15 protein-coding genes are annotated in these 19,897 nt (G+C 71.5%); 8 read left to right on the top strand and 7 right to left on the bottom strand.

Translation table 11 applies throughout. The features are described from left to right. Window positions 1-43: 43 nt before the first annotated feature. From SY2F82_RS24480 to SY2F82_RS24470, 3 genes are read right to left on the bottom strand one after another with little or no spacing between them, the layout of a single operon-like run. Entirely contained in the window at window positions 44-3,565 is a 3,522-nt protein-coding gene (locus SY2F82_RS24480; RefSeq protein ID WP_200421324.1) for a 5-oxoprolinase/urea amidolyase family protein, read from the bottom strand. Further along, window positions 3,562-4,179, bottom strand: coding sequence for an urea amidolyase associated protein UAAP2 (locus SY2F82_RS24475; RefSeq protein WP_200421323.1), 618 nt, complete (start codon window positions 4,177-4,179; stop codon window positions 3,562-3,564). The genes SY2F82_RS24480 and SY2F82_RS24475 overlap by 4 nt, the downstream gene beginning before the upstream one ends. Beyond that, window positions 4,176-5,000: an urea amidolyase associated protein UAAP1 gene (locus tag SY2F82_RS24470; RefSeq protein WP_200421322.1), complete on the bottom strand. Its 825-nt coding sequence runs from the start codon at window positions 4,998-5,000 to the stop codon at window positions 4,176-4,178. Before SY2F82_RS24470 ends, SY2F82_RS24475 begins: the two co-directional genes overlap by 4 nt. A 193-nt stretch (window positions 5,001-5,193) precedes the next feature. Between SY2F82_RS24470 and SY2F82_RS24465 the strand changes: the two genes are divergently transcribed. The 6 genes from SY2F82_RS24465 (at window position 5,194) to SY2F82_RS24440 (ending at window position 10,999) form a co-directional block, all read left to right on the top strand. Further along, a complete protein-coding gene (locus SY2F82_RS24465; RefSeq protein ID WP_200421321.1) occupies window positions 5,194-5,820 on the top strand; it encodes a TetR/AcrR family transcriptional regulator in 627 nt (208 codons plus the stop codon). A gap of 440 nt (window positions 5,821-6,260) precedes the next feature. Then, entirely contained in the window at window positions 6,261-7,886 is a 1,626-nt protein-coding gene (locus tag SY2F82_RS24460) for a sensor histidine kinase KdpD (protein WP_200421320.1), read from the top strand. Further along, window positions 7,883-8,290: a roadblock/LC7 domain-containing protein gene (locus SY2F82_RS24455; RefSeq protein ID WP_200421319.1), complete on the top strand. Its 408-nt coding sequence runs from the start codon at window positions 7,883-7,885 to the stop codon at window positions 8,288-8,290. The genes SY2F82_RS24460 and SY2F82_RS24455 overlap by 4 nt, the downstream gene beginning before the upstream one ends. Continuing rightward, the gene (locus SY2F82_RS24450; RefSeq protein ID WP_200421318.1) at window positions 8,287-8,703 is read left to right on the top strand and encodes a DUF742 domain-containing protein; all 417 of its coding nucleotides are present in this window, start codon (window positions 8,287-8,289) and stop codon (window positions 8,701-8,703) included. The genes SY2F82_RS24455 and SY2F82_RS24450 overlap by 4 nt, the downstream gene beginning before the upstream one ends. Further along, the gene (locus SY2F82_RS24445) at window positions 8,684-9,304 is read left to right on the top strand and encodes an ATP/GTP-binding protein (RefSeq protein ID WP_200421317.1); all 621 of its coding nucleotides are present in this window, start codon (window positions 8,684-8,686) and stop codon (window positions 9,302-9,304) included. Before SY2F82_RS24450 ends, SY2F82_RS24445 begins: the two co-directional genes overlap by 20 nt. A gap of 177 nt (window positions 9,305-9,481) precedes the next feature. Then, window positions 9,482-10,999, top strand: coding sequence for a cytochrome P450 (locus SY2F82_RS24440; RefSeq protein WP_236041767.1), 1,518 nt, complete (start codon window positions 9,482-9,484; stop codon window positions 10,997-10,999). Between the two features lie 4 nt (window positions 11,000-11,003). Here the strand turns inward: SY2F82_RS24440 and SY2F82_RS24435 are convergent, their stop codons facing one another. The 4 genes from SY2F82_RS24435 to SY2F82_RS24420 all read right to left on the bottom strand — a co-directional run bounded on the left by SY2F82_RS24435 (window position 11,004) and on the right by SY2F82_RS24420 (window position 15,666). Then, window positions 11,004-11,945, bottom strand: a complete 942-nt coding sequence (locus SY2F82_RS24435) for an RluA family pseudouridine synthase (RefSeq protein WP_200421316.1) — start codon at window positions 11,943-11,945, stop codon at window positions 11,004-11,006. Window positions 11,946-11,980: 35 nt separating this feature from the next. After that, entirely contained in the window at window positions 11,981-13,537 is a 1,557-nt protein-coding gene (locus SY2F82_RS24430; protein WP_200421315.1) for an amino acid permease, read from the bottom strand. Window positions 13,538-13,769: 232 nt separating this feature from the next. Next, entirely contained in the window at window positions 13,770-14,615 is an 846-nt protein-coding gene (locus SY2F82_RS24425; protein WP_200421314.1) for a siderophore-interacting protein, read from the bottom strand. A 112-nt stretch (window positions 14,616-14,727) separates the two neighbouring features. After that, a complete protein-coding gene (locus SY2F82_RS24420) occupies window positions 14,728-15,666 on the bottom strand; it encodes a 5'-3' exonuclease (protein ID WP_236041781.1) in 939 nt (312 codons plus the stop codon). A gap of 191 nt (window positions 15,667-15,857) precedes the next feature. On the opposite strand from SY2F82_RS24420, the gene SY2F82_RS24415 reads away from it, so the two are divergent. Then, window positions 15,858-16,946, top strand: coding sequence for a glycine betaine/L-proline ABC transporter ATP-binding protein (locus tag SY2F82_RS24415; protein ID WP_200421312.1), 1,089 nt, complete (start codon window positions 15,858-15,860; stop codon window positions 16,944-16,946). After that, complete coding sequence (locus SY2F82_RS24410) at window positions 16,939-19,554, top strand: ABC transporter permease/substrate binding protein (RefSeq protein ID WP_200421311.1); 2,616 nt, start codon at window positions 16,939-16,941, stop codon at window positions 19,552-19,554. The genes SY2F82_RS24415 and SY2F82_RS24410 overlap by 8 nt, the downstream gene beginning before the upstream one ends. Window positions 19,555-19,897: the final 343 nt, after the last annotated feature.

The following is a 19,897-nucleotide window of genomic DNA, read 5'->3' as shown; positions in this document are numbered from 1 at the left end:
TCCTGGGCTGATGCGGGTTCGTCGGCAGACCACCGGCCGGGTTTCATGGCGCCGTGGGCTGCAGTGGCGCGAGGACCAGGAGTGGCGTGCCCGCCTCCACCTGGGCGCCCGGCTTGGTGAGGAGCTCCGTCACCACGGCGTCGACCGGCGCGTGCACCCTCGACTCCATCTTCATCGCCTCCAGTGCCAGCAGGGGCTGTCCCGCCGTCACCTCGTCGCCCGGCTCCACGTTCACCTGCCACACGGACGCGGCGAAGTCGGCCTCCACGAGCCGGCCGCCCGGCGGAACCGTCACCTCGGACCGCGCCGCAGGCACGGTCGCCGTCTCCGCTCGGGCGAACTCGCCCGACGCCTCCCAGGCGGCGCGTTCCGCGGCGAAGGCGGCCTGCTGACGGGCCCTGAACCCGGCGATCGCCGCGGCGTTCCCGGTGAGGAACGCCTCGTACTCCGCCAGGGAGAACACGCCCTCCTCGATACGCGGCACGAAGCGGCCCGAGACGATGTCCGCGCGGAGTTCCAGCAGTTCCTCCGCGCTCACCGGGTACCACTTGATGCGGTCGAAGAAGCGGAGCAGCCACGGGGAGCCCGGCTCGAAGGCGCCCCGCTGCTGCCATCCCGACCAGACCTGTGTCGTCCGGCCCACGAACTGGTAGCCGCCGGGACCCTCCATGCCGTACACGCACAGGTAGGCGCCGCCGATGCCGACCGAGTTCTCGGCGGTCCAGGTGCGGGCCGGGTTGTACTTCGTGGTCACCAGGCGGTGGCGGGGGTCCAGCGGTGTGGCCACCGGGGCGCCCAGGTAGACGTCGCCCAGGCCCAGGACCAGGTACTCGGCGTCGAAGACCGTGCGGTGGACGTCCTCCACCGATTGCAGGCCGTTGACGCGACGGATGAACTCGATGTTCCAAGGGCACCAGGGCGCGTCGTCGCGGACGCCCGCCATGTAGCGGGCGATGGCCTCACGGGTGGCCGGGTCGTCCCAGGACAGGGGGAGGTGGACCGTGCGGGACGGGACGACCAGTTCGCCGGTGGGAGGCAGGGCCGCGACCATCTCTCTCACGGACGCGAGCAGTTCGGATTGGGTGAGCCGGCGCGGGTCGGTCCGGATCTGGAGGGAGCGGATGCCGGGGGTGAGATCGGTGACCCCCTCCAGGCACGCCTGCGACACCGCCTCCATCAGTGCGTGCACCCGCATCCGCAGCGCCAGGTCCAGCCGCATGGGCCCGAACTCGACCAGCAGGTTGTCGTCGCCGCTGCGCCGGTACGTCACATCGCCGTCCCGGGCCAGTACGCCGCCGTCCACGATGGCGGGCCGGGGCGTGCCGTCGTCGGCCAGCGGTGCGAAGCGGACGGTGTCGCCCGGGCGCAGTTGGCCGAGCTTCCAGCGTTCCCGGGTGGGCACGGTCGCCGGGCAGACGAACCCGCCGAGTGACGGGCCGTCCGGGCCGAGCAGGACCGGCATGTCGCCCGTGTAGTCGACGGCGCCCACCGAGTAGGGCGTGTCGTGGATGTTGGACGGGTGCAGGCCCGCCTCGCCGCCGTCCGGGCGCGCCCAGCGCGGCTTGGGGCCGACCAGGCGTACTCCGGTGCGGGCCGAGTTGAAGTGGACCTTCCACTCGGCGGCGTAGAAGTCGTGGATGTCGTCCTCGGTGAAGAACTCCGGTGCCGCGTGGGGGCCTTCCAGGGCTCCCAGCAGCCACGACGAGGTGAAGGCCGGGCGGTCGGCGGCCGGCACCGGGGAACCCGCCGTCACCGTGCCGCCGTGCAGGACGTCTCCCGTGCGCAGCGCCCGGCCGCCGTGGCCGCCGAACCGGCCCAGGGTGAAGGTGGCCGTGCTGCCGAGGAAGGCGGGCACGTCCAGGCCGCCGCCCGCGAACAGCACATACGTCCGCAGCCCGTGCTCGGACGGCGCCCCGACCTCCAGGACCGCGCCCGCCGGCACCGTCACCGGCTCCCACTGCGCGACCGGCGTGCCGTCCACCGTGACCGGTGCCGGGGCGCCCGTGACGCACACGGTGGTGGCGTGCGTGAAGCGCAGGGTCGGCCCCTGGAGCGTGCACTCCAGGCCGGGAGCTCCCTCCGCGTTGCCGAGCGCCCGGTTGCCGCGCCGGAAGGACAGGTCGTCCATCGGGCCGCACGGGGGCACGCCGACCTGCCAGTAGCCGGTGCGGCCCGGCCAGTCCTGCACGGTGGTGAGCGTTCCGGCCGCCACGACCTCGATACGCGGGGTGGGGTCCGTGACGGTGGCGAGGGTCGCCGTGGAGTGCGTGGCGGACCGGAAGGCATCGGCCGCGAGGGCCGCCCGGATCTGGCCCAGGTTGGTCTCGATGCCGTCGATCCGGGTGCGGGCCAGGGCCTCGTCCAGCCGCCGCAGCGCGTGTTCCCGGTCCGGGCCGTACGCGATCACCTTGGCGAGCAGGGGGTCGTAGGAGGTGGTGACCTCCGTGCCCGTCTCGATCCAGCCGTCCACGCGCACGCCCTGCGGGAACTCGACCCGGGTGAGCAGTCCGGCGCCGGGCCGGTGGTCGCGGGAGGGGTCCTCGGCATAGAGGCGGGCCTCGACGGCGTGGCCGCGGGGCGCGCCCGGGTCCCGTACGACGCCGTGGTCGCCGCGCGCCAGGCGCAGCATCCAGGCGACCAGGTCGACGCCGTACGTCTCCTCGGTGACCGGGTGCTCGACCTGGAGGCGGGTGTTGACCTCCAGGAAGTACGCCTCCTCGCGGGCCGCGTCGTACACGAACTCGACGGTGCCGGCGGAGCGGTAGCCGACGGAGGCGCACAAGTCACGGGCTGATGCGGTGAGTTGCCGCCGTATGCGGGGCGGGAGTTCCGGTGCCGGTGCCTCCTCCACGACCTTCTGGTTGCGGCGCTGGAGGGAGCAGTCGCGGTCGCCGAAGGTGACGACCTTCCCCGCGCCGTCCCCGAAGATCTGCACCTCGACATGGCGGGCGTGCTCGACGAGCCGCTCCAGGAAGACACCGGCCGTGGAGAAGGAGGCGGCGGCGACCCGCTGCACCCGCTCCCACGCCTCGGTCAGTTCGCCGGCGGATCGGCACGCCGACATGCCGATGCCGCCGCCCCCGCCGGTGGCCTTCAGCATCACCGGATAGCCGATCGCGTCGGCCTGGTCCAGCGCCTCGTTCAGGGAGGCGAGCAGGCCCGTGCCCGGGGCCAGCGGTACTCCCGCCGTCAGGGCCGCCGCCCGCGCGGTGTGCTTGGTGCCGAACAGCTCCAGCTGTTCGGGGGTCGGGCCCACGAACACGATCCCGGCGTCCTCGCAGCGGCGCGCGAACGCCGCGTCCTCGGACAGGAAGCCGTAGCCGGGGTGGATCGCCCCGGCGCCCGTGTCCTTGGCGGCCTTCAGGACCAGGTCCGGATCGAGGTAGGACTCCCTCGCGGGCGCCGGGCCCAGCCGTACCGCGCGGTCGGCGAGACGGACGTGGGGCGCCGAGCGGTCGGCGTCGGAGTACACCGCGACCGTGCGCAGGCCCAGCTCGCGGGCCGTGCGCAGGATCCGGACGGCTATCTCGCCCCGGTTGGCGACCAGCAGCGTGTCGAAGCTCATGCGCTGTCCCCCCGGCCCGCTTCGATCGTCATCTCCACCGCCGTCGGCTCGAAGCCGTTGCACGGGTTGTTGATCTGGGGGCAGTTGGAGACGAGCACGAGGACGTCCCGCTCCGCCCGCAGGGTCAGCGAGAGGCCGGGGGCCGAGATGCCGTCGACGATGCCGAGGGTGCCGTCCTTCTCGACGGGAACGTTCATGTACCAGTTGATGTTGGACACCAGGTCGCGCTTGCCGAGGCCGTACTTGGCGCCCTCCGCGAGGAAGTTGTCCACGCAGGCGTGCTGCGACCAGGTGTGGTGGCCGTACCGCAGCGTGTTCGATTCCTTGGAGCAGGCCCCGCCGACCGTGTCGTGGCGGCCCACGTCGTCCGCGACGACCGTCATCAGCGGGGTGTGCTCGTTCGACAGCAGCACACTGCCCGTGGTCAGGAAGATGGTGCCCTGCGCCTGGATCGTGTCGGGGGCGCTGTAGCGCACGGACGTGTCGTGTGCGTCGTAGACGAGGAAGTCGACGGCCTGGTTGCCGTACAGGTCGGTGACGGTCAGCGTCTCGCCGGTGCGTACGACGGACGACCAGGCGGCACGGGCCGGAACGACGGTTTTCACGTTCTTCATGCGAGCCCCCTGGCGGCTAGGAATTCGGCGGTGTTCAGGAAGGCACGGCGGCCCTCGGGGGTGGTCTCCCACAGCTGGTCGCCGGGGCGGGTCGCCTCCGAGCGCCAGGCGAGGACCTCCAGCGGGGTGCACACGTAGTCCGGGCGCGGGTCGACCGGGTGGGGGACGTTGGCGATGAGCACCGTGACGTCCTGCTCGGCGCGCAGGGTGACGCTGCCGCCCGGGCCGGCGGAGCCCGTGAAGTCGAGGGCGCCGTCCTCGCGGATCTCCACGCCCTGGAAGAACGACAGCGACGGCGGCAGGTCGCGTGGCTTCAGCCCGTTCTTCGCGGCGGCCAGCTTGAACAACTCGCGTCCGGCGGAGGACGCGGACTGCGGGGTGCCGTCCCCGTAGCGCTCGGCGTTGCGGGCGAGCGTGGAGGTGCCGCACAGGGCGTCGTGCCGCCCGGAGGTGTCGGCGACGACCGACGCGAGGACGCGGCCCTGGTCGGACAGGAGCAGGCGCCCCTGACCGAGGTATGCGTTCCACTGCACCTTGACCGTGTCGGCCACGTTCAGCCGCTCCCACGGGCGGTCGGCGACGAACAGCAGCAGATGGGCGCAGGCGTCGCCGAGCAGATCCGTCAGGCGCAGCTCGGTGCCGCGGGCCAGCACCCGGTGCGTGTAGTTGCCGCCCGCCACGGTCTCCGCCCACACCAGGTGGCCCGCCTCGCAGGGCGGCGCGGGCCAGGCGCTCGCCGGCACGACGGGCATGGCCTCGGCACGGGCGCCCTCCTGTGCCCGGGCGTGGTCGCGTGCTCCGTAGGTGGTCGCTGTCGCCATCGCGGGACCTTTCGGGGTCGGGTGACTGCTGCGGTGATTTCTGTCGCCCGACAGAAATTAGGCGGGGAGCGGGTCGCCGCCGTGTCCCGGGCGTTGCCGGTCGGTTTCCGGTCCCTCACGGCGGGCGCCGGGCAGGCCCGTCGTCGCACCGCGCCGAGATCGCCGTACGGCGTCATGTGCGAGGATCGACCGCATGGGAACCGGTGGTGGGCGGCGGGTCGGCAGGCCGCGGGCGGAGCGGCGGCCCGACAGCGGACTGTCGCCGCGCGACGAGCTCCTCACGGCCGCCGCCGAGTTGTTCACCACCCGCGGGTATGCCGCGACCACCACGCGCGCCGTGGCCGAGCGGGCCGGGATGCGGCAGGCCTCCATGTACCACTACGTGTCCGGCAAGGAGGAACTGCTCGCCGAACTGCTGGAGTCCACCGTCACGCCCTCGCTGTCCTGTGCCCGCGACCTGCTCGCCGACGACACCGCCCCGGCGGAGGACCGGTTGTGGGAGCTGTGCCGCACCGACGTCGAGCTGCTCTGCGGCGGCCCGCACAACCTGGGCGGCCTCTATCCGCTGCCCGAGGTGCGCTCCGAGCGGTTCGCCGGCTTCCATGCCGTGCGCTCCGAACTCAAGGACGCCTACCGGCAGTTGATCGCCGCCACCCGTGCGGGCTCCGGCCTCGCCAAGGGTGAGCTGGAGCTGCGGACGGATCTGGTCTTCGGGCTGATCGAGGGCGTCATCCTGGTCCACCGCTCCGACCCGGACCGCCCGGTGTCCGTCTTCGCGGAGGCCACGGCGGACGCGGCACTGCGCATCGCCGGAGTCTGAGGCTCTCCCAAGGGCCTCGGGGCCTCGGGATATCGGGGTCTCGGGGTGTCGCGGGCCTCGTGGCCTCAGGTCACCAAGTCCACCAGTCCACTGTCACAGGGGAATTCAGGTCCACTGTCACAGGGGAATTCACCTGGGCGGGGGACCCGTCTCGCCTGCCCGTGCGCCGTGACAGCGCGTGTTCGAATAGCAGCGCACCGTATGAAAAATGCCGAGCGTACTCCTGGCGCGAGGGGCATTTCAGGTGCTTGCCGAATATGACATGGCGATGATCCGGTCGGACTAAGCTCGCCCGCGGCGCACCGAGTTGAGGTGTATTCGTGCGCCTGTTCCCAAACATAACGAAGATCCAGTTGTCATCCCGTTTCGATCCGGTACCTACCCGTCTTTTTCCTCGTAAGCACCCCCCGATCCAGCCGATTCCGTCTCAGAGGGCATACATGGTGAGTGTTCAATCGCCTCCCGGTGGCCGCGAACTTCCCTACGCACGCGTGCTGTTGATGCCGTTCATACTGATGTGCGCGGCGACGGGGGCCGCCGTCGCCGTGCTCACCGGGCCGGCCCAAACCGCCGTCGGCTGGTGCGGGGCCATCGCCACGGTCCTGGTGACCGCCGTCGCGGCCGTGGCGGTCCACCGTGAGCGCGCCCTGCGTGCGCTGCGCGCCGACTGCGCGGAGCGCACCGCCTTCCTGGAGCGGCGGATCGCCTCGCAGAACGACGACCTCGACTACCTCCGCACCGAGATCGTGCCCAGGGCGGTCGCCAAGCTGCGCGAAGCCATCTCGCCCGGACAGGTGCTCACCCAGCTCGTCGACGGCACCCCGGAGTTCCGCGGGATCCCCGACGCGCAGCGCCGGTTGCTGAAGACCGTGCTCCAGGTCATCGACCGTGAGATCGCGCGGCGTGACTCCGCGCTGCGCGCCTTCGTCCACATCGCCCGCCGCGTCCAGGCCATCGTCCACCAGCAGGCCAACGAACTGCGGGAGATGGAGGAGGACCACGGGCTGACCCCCGAGGTCTTCGACGACCTGCTGCGCCTGGACCACGGCAACGCGCTCATCGGCCGCCTCGCCGACTCCATCGCCGTCATCGGCGGCGGCCGTCCCGGCCGCAAGTGGCCCCAGCCCGTGCCGCTGTACAGCTGTCTGCGCGGCGCGATGAGCCGCATCCTGGAGTACCGCCGCATCGAGCTGCACTCCATCGCCAAGGTGAACATCAGGGGCGAGTCGGTCGAGCCGATCATCCACGCCGCCGCCGAACTCCTCGACAACGCCACGCGTTACTCGCCGCCCAACACCAAGGTGCACGTCACCGCCACCGAGGTGCAGACCGGTGTCTGCGTCGAGATCGAGGACGGCGGAGTCAGCCTCAGCGGGGAGAACCGCGCCAAGGTCGAGAGGATGCTCGCCGAGGCCCAGGCCGGAGTGGACGTCCAGCAGCTCGGTGAGGCCCCCCGCCTGGGCCTTGCGGTCGTCGGCCGACTGTCGTCCATGTTCAACATGGAGGTCTCGCTGCGGAAGTCGGCGTACGGCGGTGTCCGCGCCATCCTCGTCGTCCCGAACGACATGACGACCACCGACCCCGCCCCCGGGCAGGCCCACGGCGTCGGCATCACCTCCATTCCGACCCTGGACAACGACGGCGTCGAGGGGCCCAAGCGCAAGGAGAAGCCCCGCCGCCCCACGACCGGGCCTCGGGTCCCGGAGCGGCTGTCCCTGGAGGACGACGTCCCCGTGGTCACCGAGTGGACGGCGGGCGGCCTGCCGCAGCGCCGCAGCCGGGTGAAGATCCCGCTGAGCCAGCAGATCGCCGAGGCGGCCGCCGCGGAAGCAGCCGCCCAGGCCATCCAGGCCAGGAGTCATGCGCCGGTCAGGCCCGAGCGCGAACGCAAGAAGAAGGACGAGCCGCCGCCCGGCATGTGGGTGGAGGCGTTCTTCGCCGGCCTCAAGGCCGACCCGGACCCGAACGCCTTCTCCTCCGGGCCGCCCGACGACGACGCGTACGCAACCACCAGCACCGACGAGCCGGCCGCTGCCCAGGCCGACGACGAGGGGGACCCGAAGTGATCCAGCAGCGAGGCAACCTGGACTGGTTGCTGAAGGAACTCGCCGACGGCGTGCCGGGCATCCACCAGATCGTGGTGCTCTCCGCCGACGGGCTGCGCATCGCCCGCTACGGCGGCGACCCGGACGCCGCCGACCGTGTCGCCGCGGCCTGCGCCGGACTGCAGAGCCTGGCCGGGGCGGTCGCGGCCGAGATGCCGGACAGCGACGGCCGGATGCGCATGGTCATCATCGAGATCGACGGCGGCTACTTCTACATGATGGAGGCCGGTCCGAACGCCTATCTGGCGGTGCTCTCCGACGTGGTCGCGGAGGCCGGCCTGATGAGCAACCGCATGCGCGATCTCGTCGTCCGCATCGGCGACCACCTGACGAGTCCGCCGCGACGGACCGGGCAGACCGTATGACTCCTCCGCAACGGCGCCGGCGCCATCCCCAGGAACAGCCTCCCCCGGAGCCTGTCACCGAAGGCGGCGCGGCGGAAGGCGAGGGGAAGCAGCCCGAGCGGCTGTACATCCTCGCCGGCGCGGCCGACGGGGGTGAACGGGCCCCCATCGACCTGGTCACCCTGATCGTGACCAGCGCCGACCCGCCGCCCGCCGCCACGCCGGAGCAGTCGGCGCTGCTCCGGCTCTGCCGGGCCCCCCTGTCCGTGGCCGAGATCTCGGCCTACCTCAGTCTGCCGTTCAGTGTGGTGACCATGCTGATCACCGACCTGCTGGCGGCAGAACTGGTCCAGGCACGCGCCCCGATCGTCCGGCAGGCGGTGCCCGACCGTTCCCTCCTCGAAGCGGTGATGCATGGACTTCAAAAGCTCTGACACCGTCCCGGGGCCGCCCCCCGAGGACCACCTGCCGCACACCACGCAGGCCGCGGTCAAGATCGTCATCGTGGGCGGGTTCGGGGTCGGCAAGACCACCATGGTCGGTTCCGTCAGCGAGATCAGGCCGCTGACGACCGAGGAGACCATGACCCAGGCGGGCATCGGGGTCGACGACAACTACGGCTCCGACAGCAAGACGGCCACCACCGTGGCCATGGACTTCGGCCGGATCCGCATCACCGAGCAGTTGGTGCTGTACCTGTTCGGCACCCCGGGCCAGGAACGCTTCTGGTTCCTGTGGAACGGACTGTTCGAGGGCGCGCTCGGCGCCGTCGTCCTGCTCGACACCCGCCGCCTCGAGGTCAGCTTCGATGTCATCGGCCGGCTGGAGGAGCGTGGCGTGCCCTTCGTGGTCGCCGTCAACTCCTTTCCCGATGCGCCGCGTTACCCCATCGAGGAGTTGCGCGGGGCACTCGACCTGCCCGTCGAGATTCCGATCATGGAGTGTGACGCCCGGCGCCGGGCCTCCAGCCGCGAGGTCCTGATGACGCTGGTGCGCTTCCTGCACTCCCTGGCGATGCGCCGCGCCCCCGTGTGAAGGCGCTCACCGCCGCCCGTGAGGGCGCCCCTGCCGTGAGGGCGCCCCTCCCCCCGTGTGAAGGCGATCGCGACCGCTTGAGAACGCCCGCGTCGCCGTCCCCGAGTTCTGTGCCCATTCCCATCTCCACCCCATCCCCAAGACACAGGTTCGACCTGACGTTCCGGAGCGACCATCGTGACGCCTGAATCCCCCTCCCTGACCGGCAGCGACCACACCGGCACGGACGCCTCCTCCGCCGTCCCGCCGCCCGGCTGTCCGGCCCACGGCCTCGGCCCCGGCGGAGTGCGCCGGCTGTACGGTCCCGAGGCGGAGGACCTGGGAGCCCTCTACGAGAAACTCCGCGCCGACCACGGCCCCGTGGCGCCCGCGCTGCTCCACGACGACGTGCCGATCTGGGTCGTGCTGGGGCATGCGGAGAACCTGCACATGGTGCGCAGCCCCGCGCACTTCACCCGTGACAGCCGCATCTGGGCCCCGCTGGTGAGCGGCGAGGTCAAGCCCGACCACCCGCTGACGCCGCACTTCGCCTGGCAGCCCATCTGCTCGCACGCCGAGGGCGACGAGCATCTGCGGCTGCGCGGTGCGGTCACCGGCGCCATGTCGACCATCGACTACCGGGGCCTGCGCCGGTTCATCAACCGTGCGACGCAGTACCTCGTCAACCGCTTCTGCGAACAGGGCCGGGCCGACCTCGTCGGCCAGTTCGCCGACCACCTCCCGATGGCGGTGATGTGCGAGGTGCTCGGCATGGGCGAGGAGTACAACGACCGGATCGTCCACGCCGCCCGCGACATGCTCAAGGGCACCGAGACCGCGATCGCCAGCAACCAGTACATCGTGGAGGCCCTCGGCCGGCTCGTCGCCCGCCGCAGGACCGATCCCGACGACGACTTCACCACCCACCTCATCAACCACCCGGCCCGGCTCACCGACGACGAGATCAGGGAGCACCTGCGGGTGGTCCTGATCGCCGCCTACGAGGCCACCGCCAACCTCCTCGCCAACGTGCTGCGGATGATCCTCACCGATCCGCGGTTCCGGGCGCAGCTCAGGGGCGGCCAGATGACGGTGCCCGAGGCGGTCGAGCAGTCCCTGTGGGACGAGCCGCCGTTCAGCAGCATCCTCGGCTACTTCGCCAAGCAGGACACGGAGCTGGGCGGGCAGCGGATCCGCAAGGGCGACGGACTGCTCTTCGCCATCGCGCCCGGCAACGTCGACCCGCGGGTGCGGCCCGACCTCTCGGCCAACATGCAGGGCAACCGCTCCCACCTCGCCTTCGGCGGCGGCCCGCACGAGTGCCCCGGCCAGGACATCGGGCGTGCCATCGCCGACACCGGCATCGACGCCCTGCTGACGCGGCTGCCCGACCTGGAACTCGACTGCGACGAGGAGGAGTTGCGCTGGACCGCGTCCATCGCGTCGCGGCACCTGGTGCAACTGCCGGTGCGGTTCCAGCCGAAGCCGCCGCAGGACGTCGCGCAGCAGCCGTCGCTGCGGCCGGAGCCGGCGCAGCGCACCGACTGGGAGATCACGACGGCGTCCGCTGCCGGGAGCGCCACCGCCGCCCCGGACCCGCTGCCGGCTCCGCCCCCGCCGCCGGCCGCCCCGCCGGCGCCCTCCGAGCCGGCCGCCGAGCCGCGGCCCCGGCCGGGACTGTGGCGCCGGGTGCTGCGCTGGTGGCGGAGCCGCTGAGCCGCTACCCGGCCCACGCCCCGTAGGAGGACCAGGCCTCGAGCACCCGCTCGCTGACGAAGCGGTGGGCGCGCCCGGTGACCGGATCGGTGAACTCCAGCACCCGCGCCAGCAGTTGCAGCGGGCGCCGGAAGTCACCGGCCGGCGCGGGGGCGGCCACCACCGGATACAGCGGGTCTCCGAGGATCGGCAGGCCCAGCGCGTTCATGTGCACGCGCAGTTGGTGGGTCTGCCCGGTGTACGGCAGCAGCCGGTAGCGTCCGAGCCCGGCGCGGTGCTCCAGCAGCTCCACCCGGCTGACCGCGTTGGGCTCGCCCGGCACCTCCCGGGCCGCCATCACCCCGCGCTCCTTCACGATGCGGCTGCGCACGGTGCGGGGCAGGGCGGCCTCGGGGTCGTACGGGGCGACGGCCTCGTACTCCTTGGTGACGCGCCGGTCCCGGAACAGCGACTGATAGGTGCCGCGCTCCTCGGGCCGCACGGTGAACAGCACCAGCCCGGCGGTGAGCCGGTCCAGCCGGTGCGCGGCGGTCAGTGTCGGGATGCCCAGGTCGCGCCGGAGCCGGGCGAGCGCGGTCTCGGCGACATGGCTGCCGCGCGGGGTGGTGGCGAGGAAGTGCGGCTTGTCGGCGACGACGATGTGCTCGTCCCGGTACACCACGTCGACCGGACACGGCACACGCGGCTCGTCGGGCAACGCACGGTGGAACCACACGTACATGCCCGGCACATAGGCCGCGTCCGGGGCGACGGGCCGTCCGTCCGCCCCCACGACGAGCCCCGCCTCGAGCATCCCGTCGATCACCCCGTCCCCGGCCGCGAGCCGCGCCACGAGATGCTCCCGCACGGTGGCCCACCCCCCGTCGAACGGCAACCGCACCCGCACGGGATCGACCCCGCTGCGCTGCGGCAGGGGAGAGGGCGGGGTACGGGGTCGGCGTCTCATGGGGCTCCAGCGTACGAGGCGGCCGGAGCGGGGCCCTAGGCGGTCGCCTCCTGCACCGCCGCCTCCGGAACGGGAGCGGAAGCGGGGGTCCGTCTCCGGTACGCCCGGTAGGCGGCGCCGGCTGCGACCGTCGCCGTGAGGAACAGCAGCGTGAACCACCGGAAGTACCAGTGCCCGCCCGTGGGGTCGTACACCGCGACTCGGGGCCAGGCCAGGTTGACGGTCATCAGGAGGCCGTAGAGAAGGGCGAGGGCGTTCACCGGGATGCCCCAGCGGCCCAGCGAGAACAGCGGGGCCCCCGCCTCGTCCGTGCCGCCGGCCGGGAAGCCGCCGCGCAGGCGCCGTACCAGCAGCGGGCCCGTCACCATCGCGTAGGCCAGGTACAGCATCACGATGCAGGTGGTGCCGATGGCCAGGAAGGCGTCCGGGGAGGCGAAGTCGAGCAGCAGGAGGGCGGCGGCGAGGACGCCGACCACCAGGGCGGGCGCGCTCGGCATGCCCGTGCGCGGGTTGACCCGTGCGAGCCGCCGCGCGAACGGCAGTCGGCCGTCTCGGGCCATGGAGAACAGCATCCGGCAGGCGGCCGTCTGGATCGCCAGCGTCGCCACCGCGATCGCCACCACCACGTCGGCGAGCAGCACCCGGCCCACCCCGTCGCCGAGGCTGCTGGTCAGGACATAGCTGAGGCCGTCGGTGCCGAGCCGGCCGTCGGTCAGGCTCGGAGCGGCGAGAATGCCGCCGAGGACGATGAGCCCGCCGAGCAGCCCCGCCGCGCCGAGCGCGGTCAGGATGGTGCGCGGCGCCGTGCGGCGCGGGTTGTGGGTCTCCTCGCTCATCTCGCCGGCGCTGTCGAAGCCGATCATCACGTACGCCGCCGTGAACGACCCGACGAGCAGCGCCCCGAGCAGCCCGCCCGTGCCGGAGCCGGTGTGGAAGGTGATGCCGGGGGAGCGCCGGGAATGGGTGAGCAGCAGCACGACGATCAGGCAGGCGCCGATGATCTCGGCGGTGACCCCGATGCGGTTGACCGCGGACATCACCCGGTTGTCGACGACGTTCACGAGCGTCGTGAGCACCAGCAGGATGACGCCGAGGACCGCCGCGTTCGCCGCGCCGGTGGGCGAGGTGGGTGACGGGTCGCCGCCCACCAGCTGGAAGCCGGACCACAGCGGCGGCATCACCATCTGCAGCGCCAGCGCCGCCGCGGCGACCACCACGATCTGCCCGATGACCATGATCCAGCCGGCGAACCAGCCGAAGCCGGCGTTCGACAGGCGTGAGGACCACTGGTAGATCGCGCCGGAGATCGGGTACCGCGCGGCCAGCTCGGCGAAGCACGCGGCCACCAGCACCTGGCCCGCCATCACCACGGGCCAGGTCCAGAAGAAGACGGGCCCGCCGAACGCGTACCCGAACGCGAAGAACTGGAAGACGGTCGTCAGGACGGAGATGAAGGAGAACCCGGCCGCGAAGGAGGCGTACCGGCCCAGGCTGCGGTGCAGTTCCTGGCGGTAGCCGAAGCGCGCCAGGTCGGCGGCTCCCTCGGGGCCCGGAGGGTCGGGGCGGACGTCGGCGGGGGCGGTGCTCGTCATGGCGGCAACCTGCTTTCGCACTGCGCGCGAGAGTTCCTGTCGGGCGACAGAAATTGCTGTCGGGCGACCGAACGTAGGGAGCACCTGTTTCACCGGCGTCACGCCGGGGTGTCGGGGTGGGACCCAAGTCCTCACGCCCTCGCGAGAGCACCGCACGACAAGGCGGCGGCACCCGGGCATCCCCGGAGTGCCGCCGCCTTGGGTGTCCGGCCGGGTGTCCGGCCGCGGTGTCCTACGCGGCGGACGCGCCCTCCTGCTCTGCCTCTATGCGCGCGTTCCACTCCCGCTTCGACGCCTGCCAGCCGTCCTCGTTGTGCCCGAGGCGCCAGTAGCCGGAGATGGAGAGGTCCTCGCGCGGGATCCGGTGCTCGACGCGCAGCAGCCGGCGCAGTTCCTTCACGAAACCGGCCTCGCCGTGCACGAACGCGTGCAGTCGGCCCTCGGGGAACTCAAGCGCCCGTACGGCCTCGATCAGCGCCGCGCCGACCGGCCGGTCCCCGCGGTGCAGCCAGACCACCTCCACATCGGAGGCGATCTTCTGCTCCTCCTCCGGGCCGGCCACCTCCACGAACGCGTGCACCCGGGCGCCGTCCGGCAGCGCCTCCAGGGCCGCCGCGATCGCGGGCAGCGCGCTCTCGTCACCGGCGAGCAGATGCCAGTCGGCGCTCGCGTCCGGGGCGTAGGCGCCGCCCGGCCCCATGAACCGCACGGTCTCGCCCGGCTGCACCCGCAACGCCCACGGCCCGGCGAGCCCCTCGTCGCCGTGGATCACGAAGTCCAGGGTCAGCTCGCGGTGCTCCGGATCCCAGGCGCGCACCGTGTACGTCCGGGTCACGGGCCACTGCTCGCGCGGCAACTCCTCGCGGATGCGCTGCAGGTCGAAGGGTTCCGGATAGGTGACGCCCTCGGCAGGGGGGAAGAGCAGCTTCACATAGTGGTCGGTGCAGCCGCCCGCCGCGAAGTCGGCGAGCCCCTCGCCGCCGAGCACCACCCGCTGCATGTGCGGGGTCAGCCGCTGGGTACGGACCACCTGCGCGCTGTGGGCCCTGCGCGCCTTGCCTGCGCGGCGCTCTGCCATGACGGCCTCCCGGTTCCCTTAGTTAGGTTCACCTAAGTTAGCATCTCCCGCCAGTCAACACCTCATTCCCGACTCTCCCCTGAGGACGGGATGACACTTCGCCCCGGAACCGTCACGCCTCCAGCGTGGTGAGCAGCCGCCGCAGTGAGCCGCCCAGACCCCAGCGGGCCTGAAGGGCGTCCAGTGCCGCCGGGTCGCGCGGCGAGCGCGGCAGCGCCGTGTCGACCTCCGGCAGCGGTACGTCCTCGGCGACCCGGACGACCGAGGGTGCGACCGCGACATACGTCCGGGCCTCGGCGAGCCGCTTGCGCTGGGCGGGTGTGAGCTTCGACGCCGGGTCGTCGACCGCGGCCATGATCCCGGCCAGGTCGCCGAACTCGGCGAGCAGCTTCGCGGCCGTCTTCTCGCCGATGCCCGCGACACCCGGCAGTCCGTCGCTCGGGTCGCCGCGCAGCAGCGCCAGGTCCGCGTAACCCCGCCCGTCCACGCCGTACTTCTCGCGCAGCGCCGCCTCGTCGGTGAGCTGGAGCGTGCCGACGCCCTTGACCGGGTACAGCACCCGCACCCCGCGCGCGTCGTCGACCAGCTGGTACAGGTCGCGGTCACCGGTGACGATGTCGACCGGGCCCTTGGCGCGCGCCGTGAACGTGCCGATCACGTCGTCCGCCTCGTACCCCGCGACCCCCACGCGCGCGATGCCCAGCGCGTCCAGGACGTCCTCGATCACCGGCACCTGCGGGGACAGCGTGTCCGGCACCTCCTCCACGTCCGGCTCCGCCTCATGGGCCTCGGCCACGCGGTGCGCCTTGTAGGAGGGGATCAGCTCCACCCGCCAGTGCGGGCGCCAGTCGGCGTCCATGCAGGCCACCAGGTCGTCGGGGTGGTGGTCCTTCACCAGGCGGTCGATGAAGTCGAGCAGCCCGCGCACGGCGTTCACGGGCGTGCCGTCGGGTGCCTTCACGGACTCCGGCACGCCGTAGTAGGCACGGAAGTAGAGCGAGGCGGTGTCGAGGAGCATGAGCCGTCGAGTTCTCTGCGTCACGTTCCGCATCATGCCGTACGGCGCCGACAGTGCCCCTTCCGTGAGCGTTCCGTGTGCATGCGTGGCAGAAGTAAACGCCTTGTGAACTGGGCCACCCCTGCGTTTGGCCTTGAGGACCGGGGGCAGGGGCGCCTCGAAGCGATGCCGGTTGCAGTTTCAACGTTTGCAACGGCTCGGAGGCTTCGAGACGAGAGGTACCTGTGTCTTCCAGGCTTGAGACCGAGCACCTGTACAAGGTGTTCGGCAGACGACCGGATCGGGCGGTGGAACGGCTCCGGCAGGGGGCCGACCGTGAGGAACTACGCGCCGACGGGACCACCGCGGCTGTGATCGACGCGTCCTTCACGGTGGAGCCGGGCCAGATCTTCGTCGTCATGGGCCTGTCCGGATCCGGCAAGTCCACGCTGCTGCGCATGCTCAACGGCCTGCTCGAGCCGACCGCCGGACACGTCCGTTTCGACGGCCAGGACCTCACCGCCCTCGGCCCCCGTGAGCTGCGCGAGGTCCGCGCACGGAAGATCAGCATGGTCTTCCAGCACTTCGCGCTCTTCCCGCACCGCAGCGTCCGCGAGAACGCCGCGTACGGCCTGGAAGTGCAGGGCGTGCCCCGCGCCGAGCGCCTGAAGCGCGCCGACGAGGCGCTCGCCCTGTGCGGCCTGGCCGGCTGGGAGAAGTCGTGGCCCGACGAGCTGTCCGGCGGCATGCAGCAGCGCGTGGGCCTGGCCCGGGCGCTCGCCACGGACGCCGACCTGCTGCTGATGGACGAGTCGTTCAGCGCGCTCGACCCGCTGATCCGCCGCGACATGCAGGACCAGCTGCTGCAGCTGCAGCAGACCCTGAAGAAGACCATCGTCTTCATCACCCACGACCTGAACGAGGCCATGCGCCTGGGCGACCGCATCGCCGTGATGCGGGACGGCCGCATCGTGCAGATCGGCACCGCCGAGGACATCCTGGTCCGCCCCGCCGACGACTACGTCGCCTCCTTCACCCAGGACGTCGACCGCTCCCGGGTCCTCACCGCCGGCGCGGTCATGGACACCACGGTCACCGGCGACGAGCCGGCCTGCGGCTGCGAGACCGCGACCCTCGACACGCCGTTCACCGAGCTGTGCGCGATCAGTGCCCGGCTCTCCCATCCCGTCGGGGTGGTCGACGAGGGCAACCGGCTCATCGGCGTCGTAGCGCGGGAGCGGCTGGTGGGCTTCCTGGGCAACGAGGCCGCCGACCCCGCCCCCTGCGACGACAGGCGCGACGCCCACGGCGGGAAGGTGGTCGCCCGTGCCTAGGATCCCGTTCGGCGACTGGGTCAACTCCCTGGTCGACTGGCTGCTGCACCACATGGCGTGGCTGTTCGACTTCTGCAAGACCGTCTTCCTGGGCGCCTTCGACGGCATCAACGCCGTCCTGCAGGCACCCGAGCCGCTGCTGCTCGCGGGCATCTTCGCCGTGATCGCGTTCTGGCTGCGCGGCACGGCCGCCGGTGTCCTCGCCTTCGCCGGCTTCGCCTTCATCGACTCCCTGCGACTGTGGGACGACGCGATGGTGACCCTGTCGCTCGTCCTCGTGGCGACGCTCATCGCGCTCGTGGTGTCCGTGCCCGTCGGCATCTGGGCGGCCCGCTCCAGCCGGGTCGGCGGCCTTGTGCGGCCGGTGCTCGACTTCATGCAGACGCTGCCCGCGATGATCTACCTCATCCCGGCGATCCTGTTCTTCGGCACCGGTGCGCCCGCCGGCATCGTGGCCACCCTGATCTTCGCCCTCGCGCCCGGCGTCCGCATGACCGAGCTGGGCATCCGCCAGGTCGACAAGGATCTCGTGGAGGCTGCTGAGGCGTTCGGCACCACCCCGCGCAACACGCTGCTGCGCGTCCAGCTGCCGCTCGCCCTGCCGACCGTCATGGCGGGCGTCAACCAGGTGATCATGCTGGGTCTGTCCATGGCGGCCATCGCCGGCATGGTCGGCACCGGCGGCCTCGGCGGCGACGTCAACGAGGCCATCGGCCAGCTCGACGTGGGCCTCGGCTCCGAGGCCGGTGTCGCCATCGTCATCCTGGCGATCTACCTGGACCGCATGACCAGCGCCCTCGGCACCCAGGTCTCCCCGCTGGGCCGCCGCGCCGCCGCCCGGCTGCGCGCCGCGCAGGGCCTGAAGATCTGGTCCTACCGGCCCCGGCCCGCCGTGGCCGTGATCGGCGTGGTGGTGCTCGCGCTGGTCGCCGGCGGCATGGGCGTCTTCGCGGGCGGCGGCAAGTCCGCCACCGCAGCCGACGCGCAGAACGTCGGCCGGGGCAAGAAGATCACCATCGGCTACATCCCCTGGGACGAGGGCGTCGCCTCCACGTTCCTGTGGAAGGAGGTCCTGGAGCAGCGCGGCTTCCAGGTCGACGTCAAACAGTTCGACGCCGGCCCGCTCTACACCTCGCTCGCGCAGGGCGACATCGACTTCGAGACCGACTCCTGGCTGCCCACCACGCACCAGCAGTACTGGAAGAAGTACGGCAGCCGGCTCGACGACCTGGGATCCTGGTACGGTCCGACGTCGCTGGAGCTGACCGTGCCCTCCTACATGAAGGGCGTCGACTCGCTGGAGGACCTCAAGGGCAAGGCCGCCACCTTCGGCGGGAAGATCACCGGCATCGAGTCCAGCGCCGGTGAGATGAGCCTGCTCAAGAGCACGGTCCTCAAGAAGTACGGCCTGGACAAGGAGTACCAGGTCGTCGACAGCTCCACGCCCGCGATGCTCGCCGAGCTCAAGCGCGCCTACGGGCAGAAGAAGCCGGTCGTCGTCACGCTGTGGTCGCCGCACTGGGCGTACAACGACTACGACCTGAAGAAGCTCAAGGACCCCAAAGGCGCCTGGGGCAAGGGCGACTCGGTGCACACGCTCGCCCGCAAGGGCTTCGCCCAGGACGACCCGGTCGTCGGGACCTGGCTGAAGAACTTCAGGATGGACGAGAAGCAGCTCACCAGCCTGGAAGCCGAGATCAACAAGGCCGGGAAGGGCAGGCAGCAGGACGCCGTGCGGGCCTGGCTGAAGAAGAACCCGGGCGTCGTCGACAAGCTCGCCCCGGTGCAGAAGTCCGCGGCCGGCAGCCCGGCCGAGGCCGAGCGGCCGCTGAACGTCGCCTGGTTCCCCTGGGACGAGGACGTCGCCGTCACCTACCTGTGGAAGAACGTCCTTCAGCGGCGCGGCTACCGGCTCGACCTGAAGCAGATGGACGTCGGCCCCGTCTACACGGGACTGGCGGGCGGCGACCTCGACCTCAACTTCGACGCCTGGCTGCCGTACGCCCAGAAGAACTACTGGGACAAGACGAAGGACAGGCTCACGGACCTGGGCACCTGGTACCAGCCGACCTCCCTGGAGATCGCCGTGCCCTCCTACGTCAAGGACGTGAAGTCCCTGGAGGACCTCAAGGGCAAGGCGAGCACCTTCGACGGAAAGATCATCGGCATCGAGCCCGGCACCGGCGAGATGAACCTGCTCAAGACGAAGGTCCTGCCCGGCTACGGCCTCGACAAGGAGTACCAGGTCGTCGACGGCTCCACGCCCGCGATGCTCGCCGAGCTGAAGCGCGCCTACGCGCAGAAGAAACCGGTCGCCGTCGTCCTGTGGTCGCCGCACTGGGCGTACAGCCAGTACAAGCTCACCAAGCTCGCGGACGACAAGAAGCTGTTCGGTGAGGGCAACACGATCCGCACCATCGCCGCCCGCGCGTTCCCGGACCGGTACCCGCAGCTCACCAAGTGGATCAGGAACTTCAGGATGAGCGAGGCGGAGCTGGGCAGCCTGGAGAGCGAGATCAAGAACCGCGGCCAGGGCCATGAGGAGGCCGCCGTGGCCGCGTGGGTGCGGCAGCACCCGGACATCGTGCAGCGGATGACCCCGCAGTAACCCGCCCGTAGTGCTCCGGGAGGACACCCGGAGCACTCCCAGGACCGCGAGCCGCCCGGCGCCCTCACCGCGCCGGGCGGCTCCGTTCTCCCGTTCACCCGTTCTCCTGTACTCCCGTTCTCCTGTACTCCCGTACGAGACCGTGCGAGAAAAAATCCGGACAACCCCGCAACGGCCCAATTCGCCGATCGTGACCGTACGACTGTCTTCCCTGACCGGTCCCGACGCATCCGGCACCTCGCGCGGGGTGCCAGACGCCCCTGGTCAGCCCTTTCCTCGCAGGTGAGCGCGGCGTGCGCGGGGAGGCGGGGCGGCTCGTCCGGTGGCGCGAACCCTGGCCTTC

It is taken from the genome of Streptomyces sp. Y2F8-2, from assembly GCF_014905555.1.
Taxonomy (GTDB): Bacteria; Actinomycetota; Actinomycetes; order Streptomycetales; family Streptomycetaceae; genus Streptomyces; species Streptomyces cynarae.
The sequence above is the reverse complement of the archived record's forward strand: the minus strand, read 5'-3'. Positions and strand labels throughout refer to the sequence as shown.

What these genes read in the sequence shown, in the direction of transcription:
- SY2F82_RS24430 (WP_200421315.1), bottom strand. Translation starts at nt 13,537, where the DNA reads ATGACGAGCACCGCCCCCGCCGACGTCCGCCCCGACCCTCCGGGCCCC.
- SY2F82_RS24480 (WP_200421324.1), bottom strand. Translation starts at nt 3,565, where the DNA reads ATGAGCTTCGACACGCTGCTGGTCGCCAACCGGGGCGAGATAGCCGTC.
- SY2F82_RS24465 (WP_200421321.1), top strand. Translation starts at nt 5,194, where the DNA reads ATGGGAACCGGTGGTGGGCGGCGGGTCGGCAGGCCGCGGGCGGAGCGG.
- SY2F82_RS24475 (WP_200421323.1), bottom strand. Translation starts at nt 4,179, where the DNA reads ATGAAGAACGTGAAAACCGTCGTTCCGGCCCGTGCCGCCTGGTCGTCC.
- SY2F82_RS24425 (WP_200421314.1), bottom strand. Translation starts at nt 14,615, where the DNA reads ATGGCAGAGCGCCGCGCAGGCAAGGCGCGCAGGGCCCACAGCGCGCAG.
- SY2F82_RS24420 (WP_236041781.1), bottom strand. Translation starts at nt 15,666, where the DNA reads ATGCGGAACGTGACGCAGAGAACTCGACGGCTCATGCTCCTCGACACC.
- SY2F82_RS24450 (WP_200421318.1), top strand. Translation starts at nt 8,287, where the DNA reads ATGACTCCTCCGCAACGGCGCCGGCGCCATCCCCAGGAACAGCCTCCC.
- SY2F82_RS24460 (WP_200421320.1), top strand. Translation starts at nt 6,261, where the DNA reads ATGGTGAGTGTTCAATCGCCTCCCGGTGGCCGCGAACTTCCCTACGCA.
- SY2F82_RS24435 (WP_200421316.1), bottom strand. Translation starts at nt 11,945, where the DNA reads ATGAGACGCCGACCCCGTACCCCGCCCTCTCCCCTGCCGCAGCGCAGC.
- SY2F82_RS24445 (WP_200421317.1), top strand. Translation starts at nt 8,684, where the DNA reads ATGGACTTCAAAAGCTCTGACACCGTCCCGGGGCCGCCCCCCGAGGAC.
- SY2F82_RS24470 (WP_200421322.1), bottom strand. Translation starts at nt 5,000, where the DNA reads ATGGCGACAGCGACCACCTACGGAGCACGCGACCACGCCCGGGCACAG.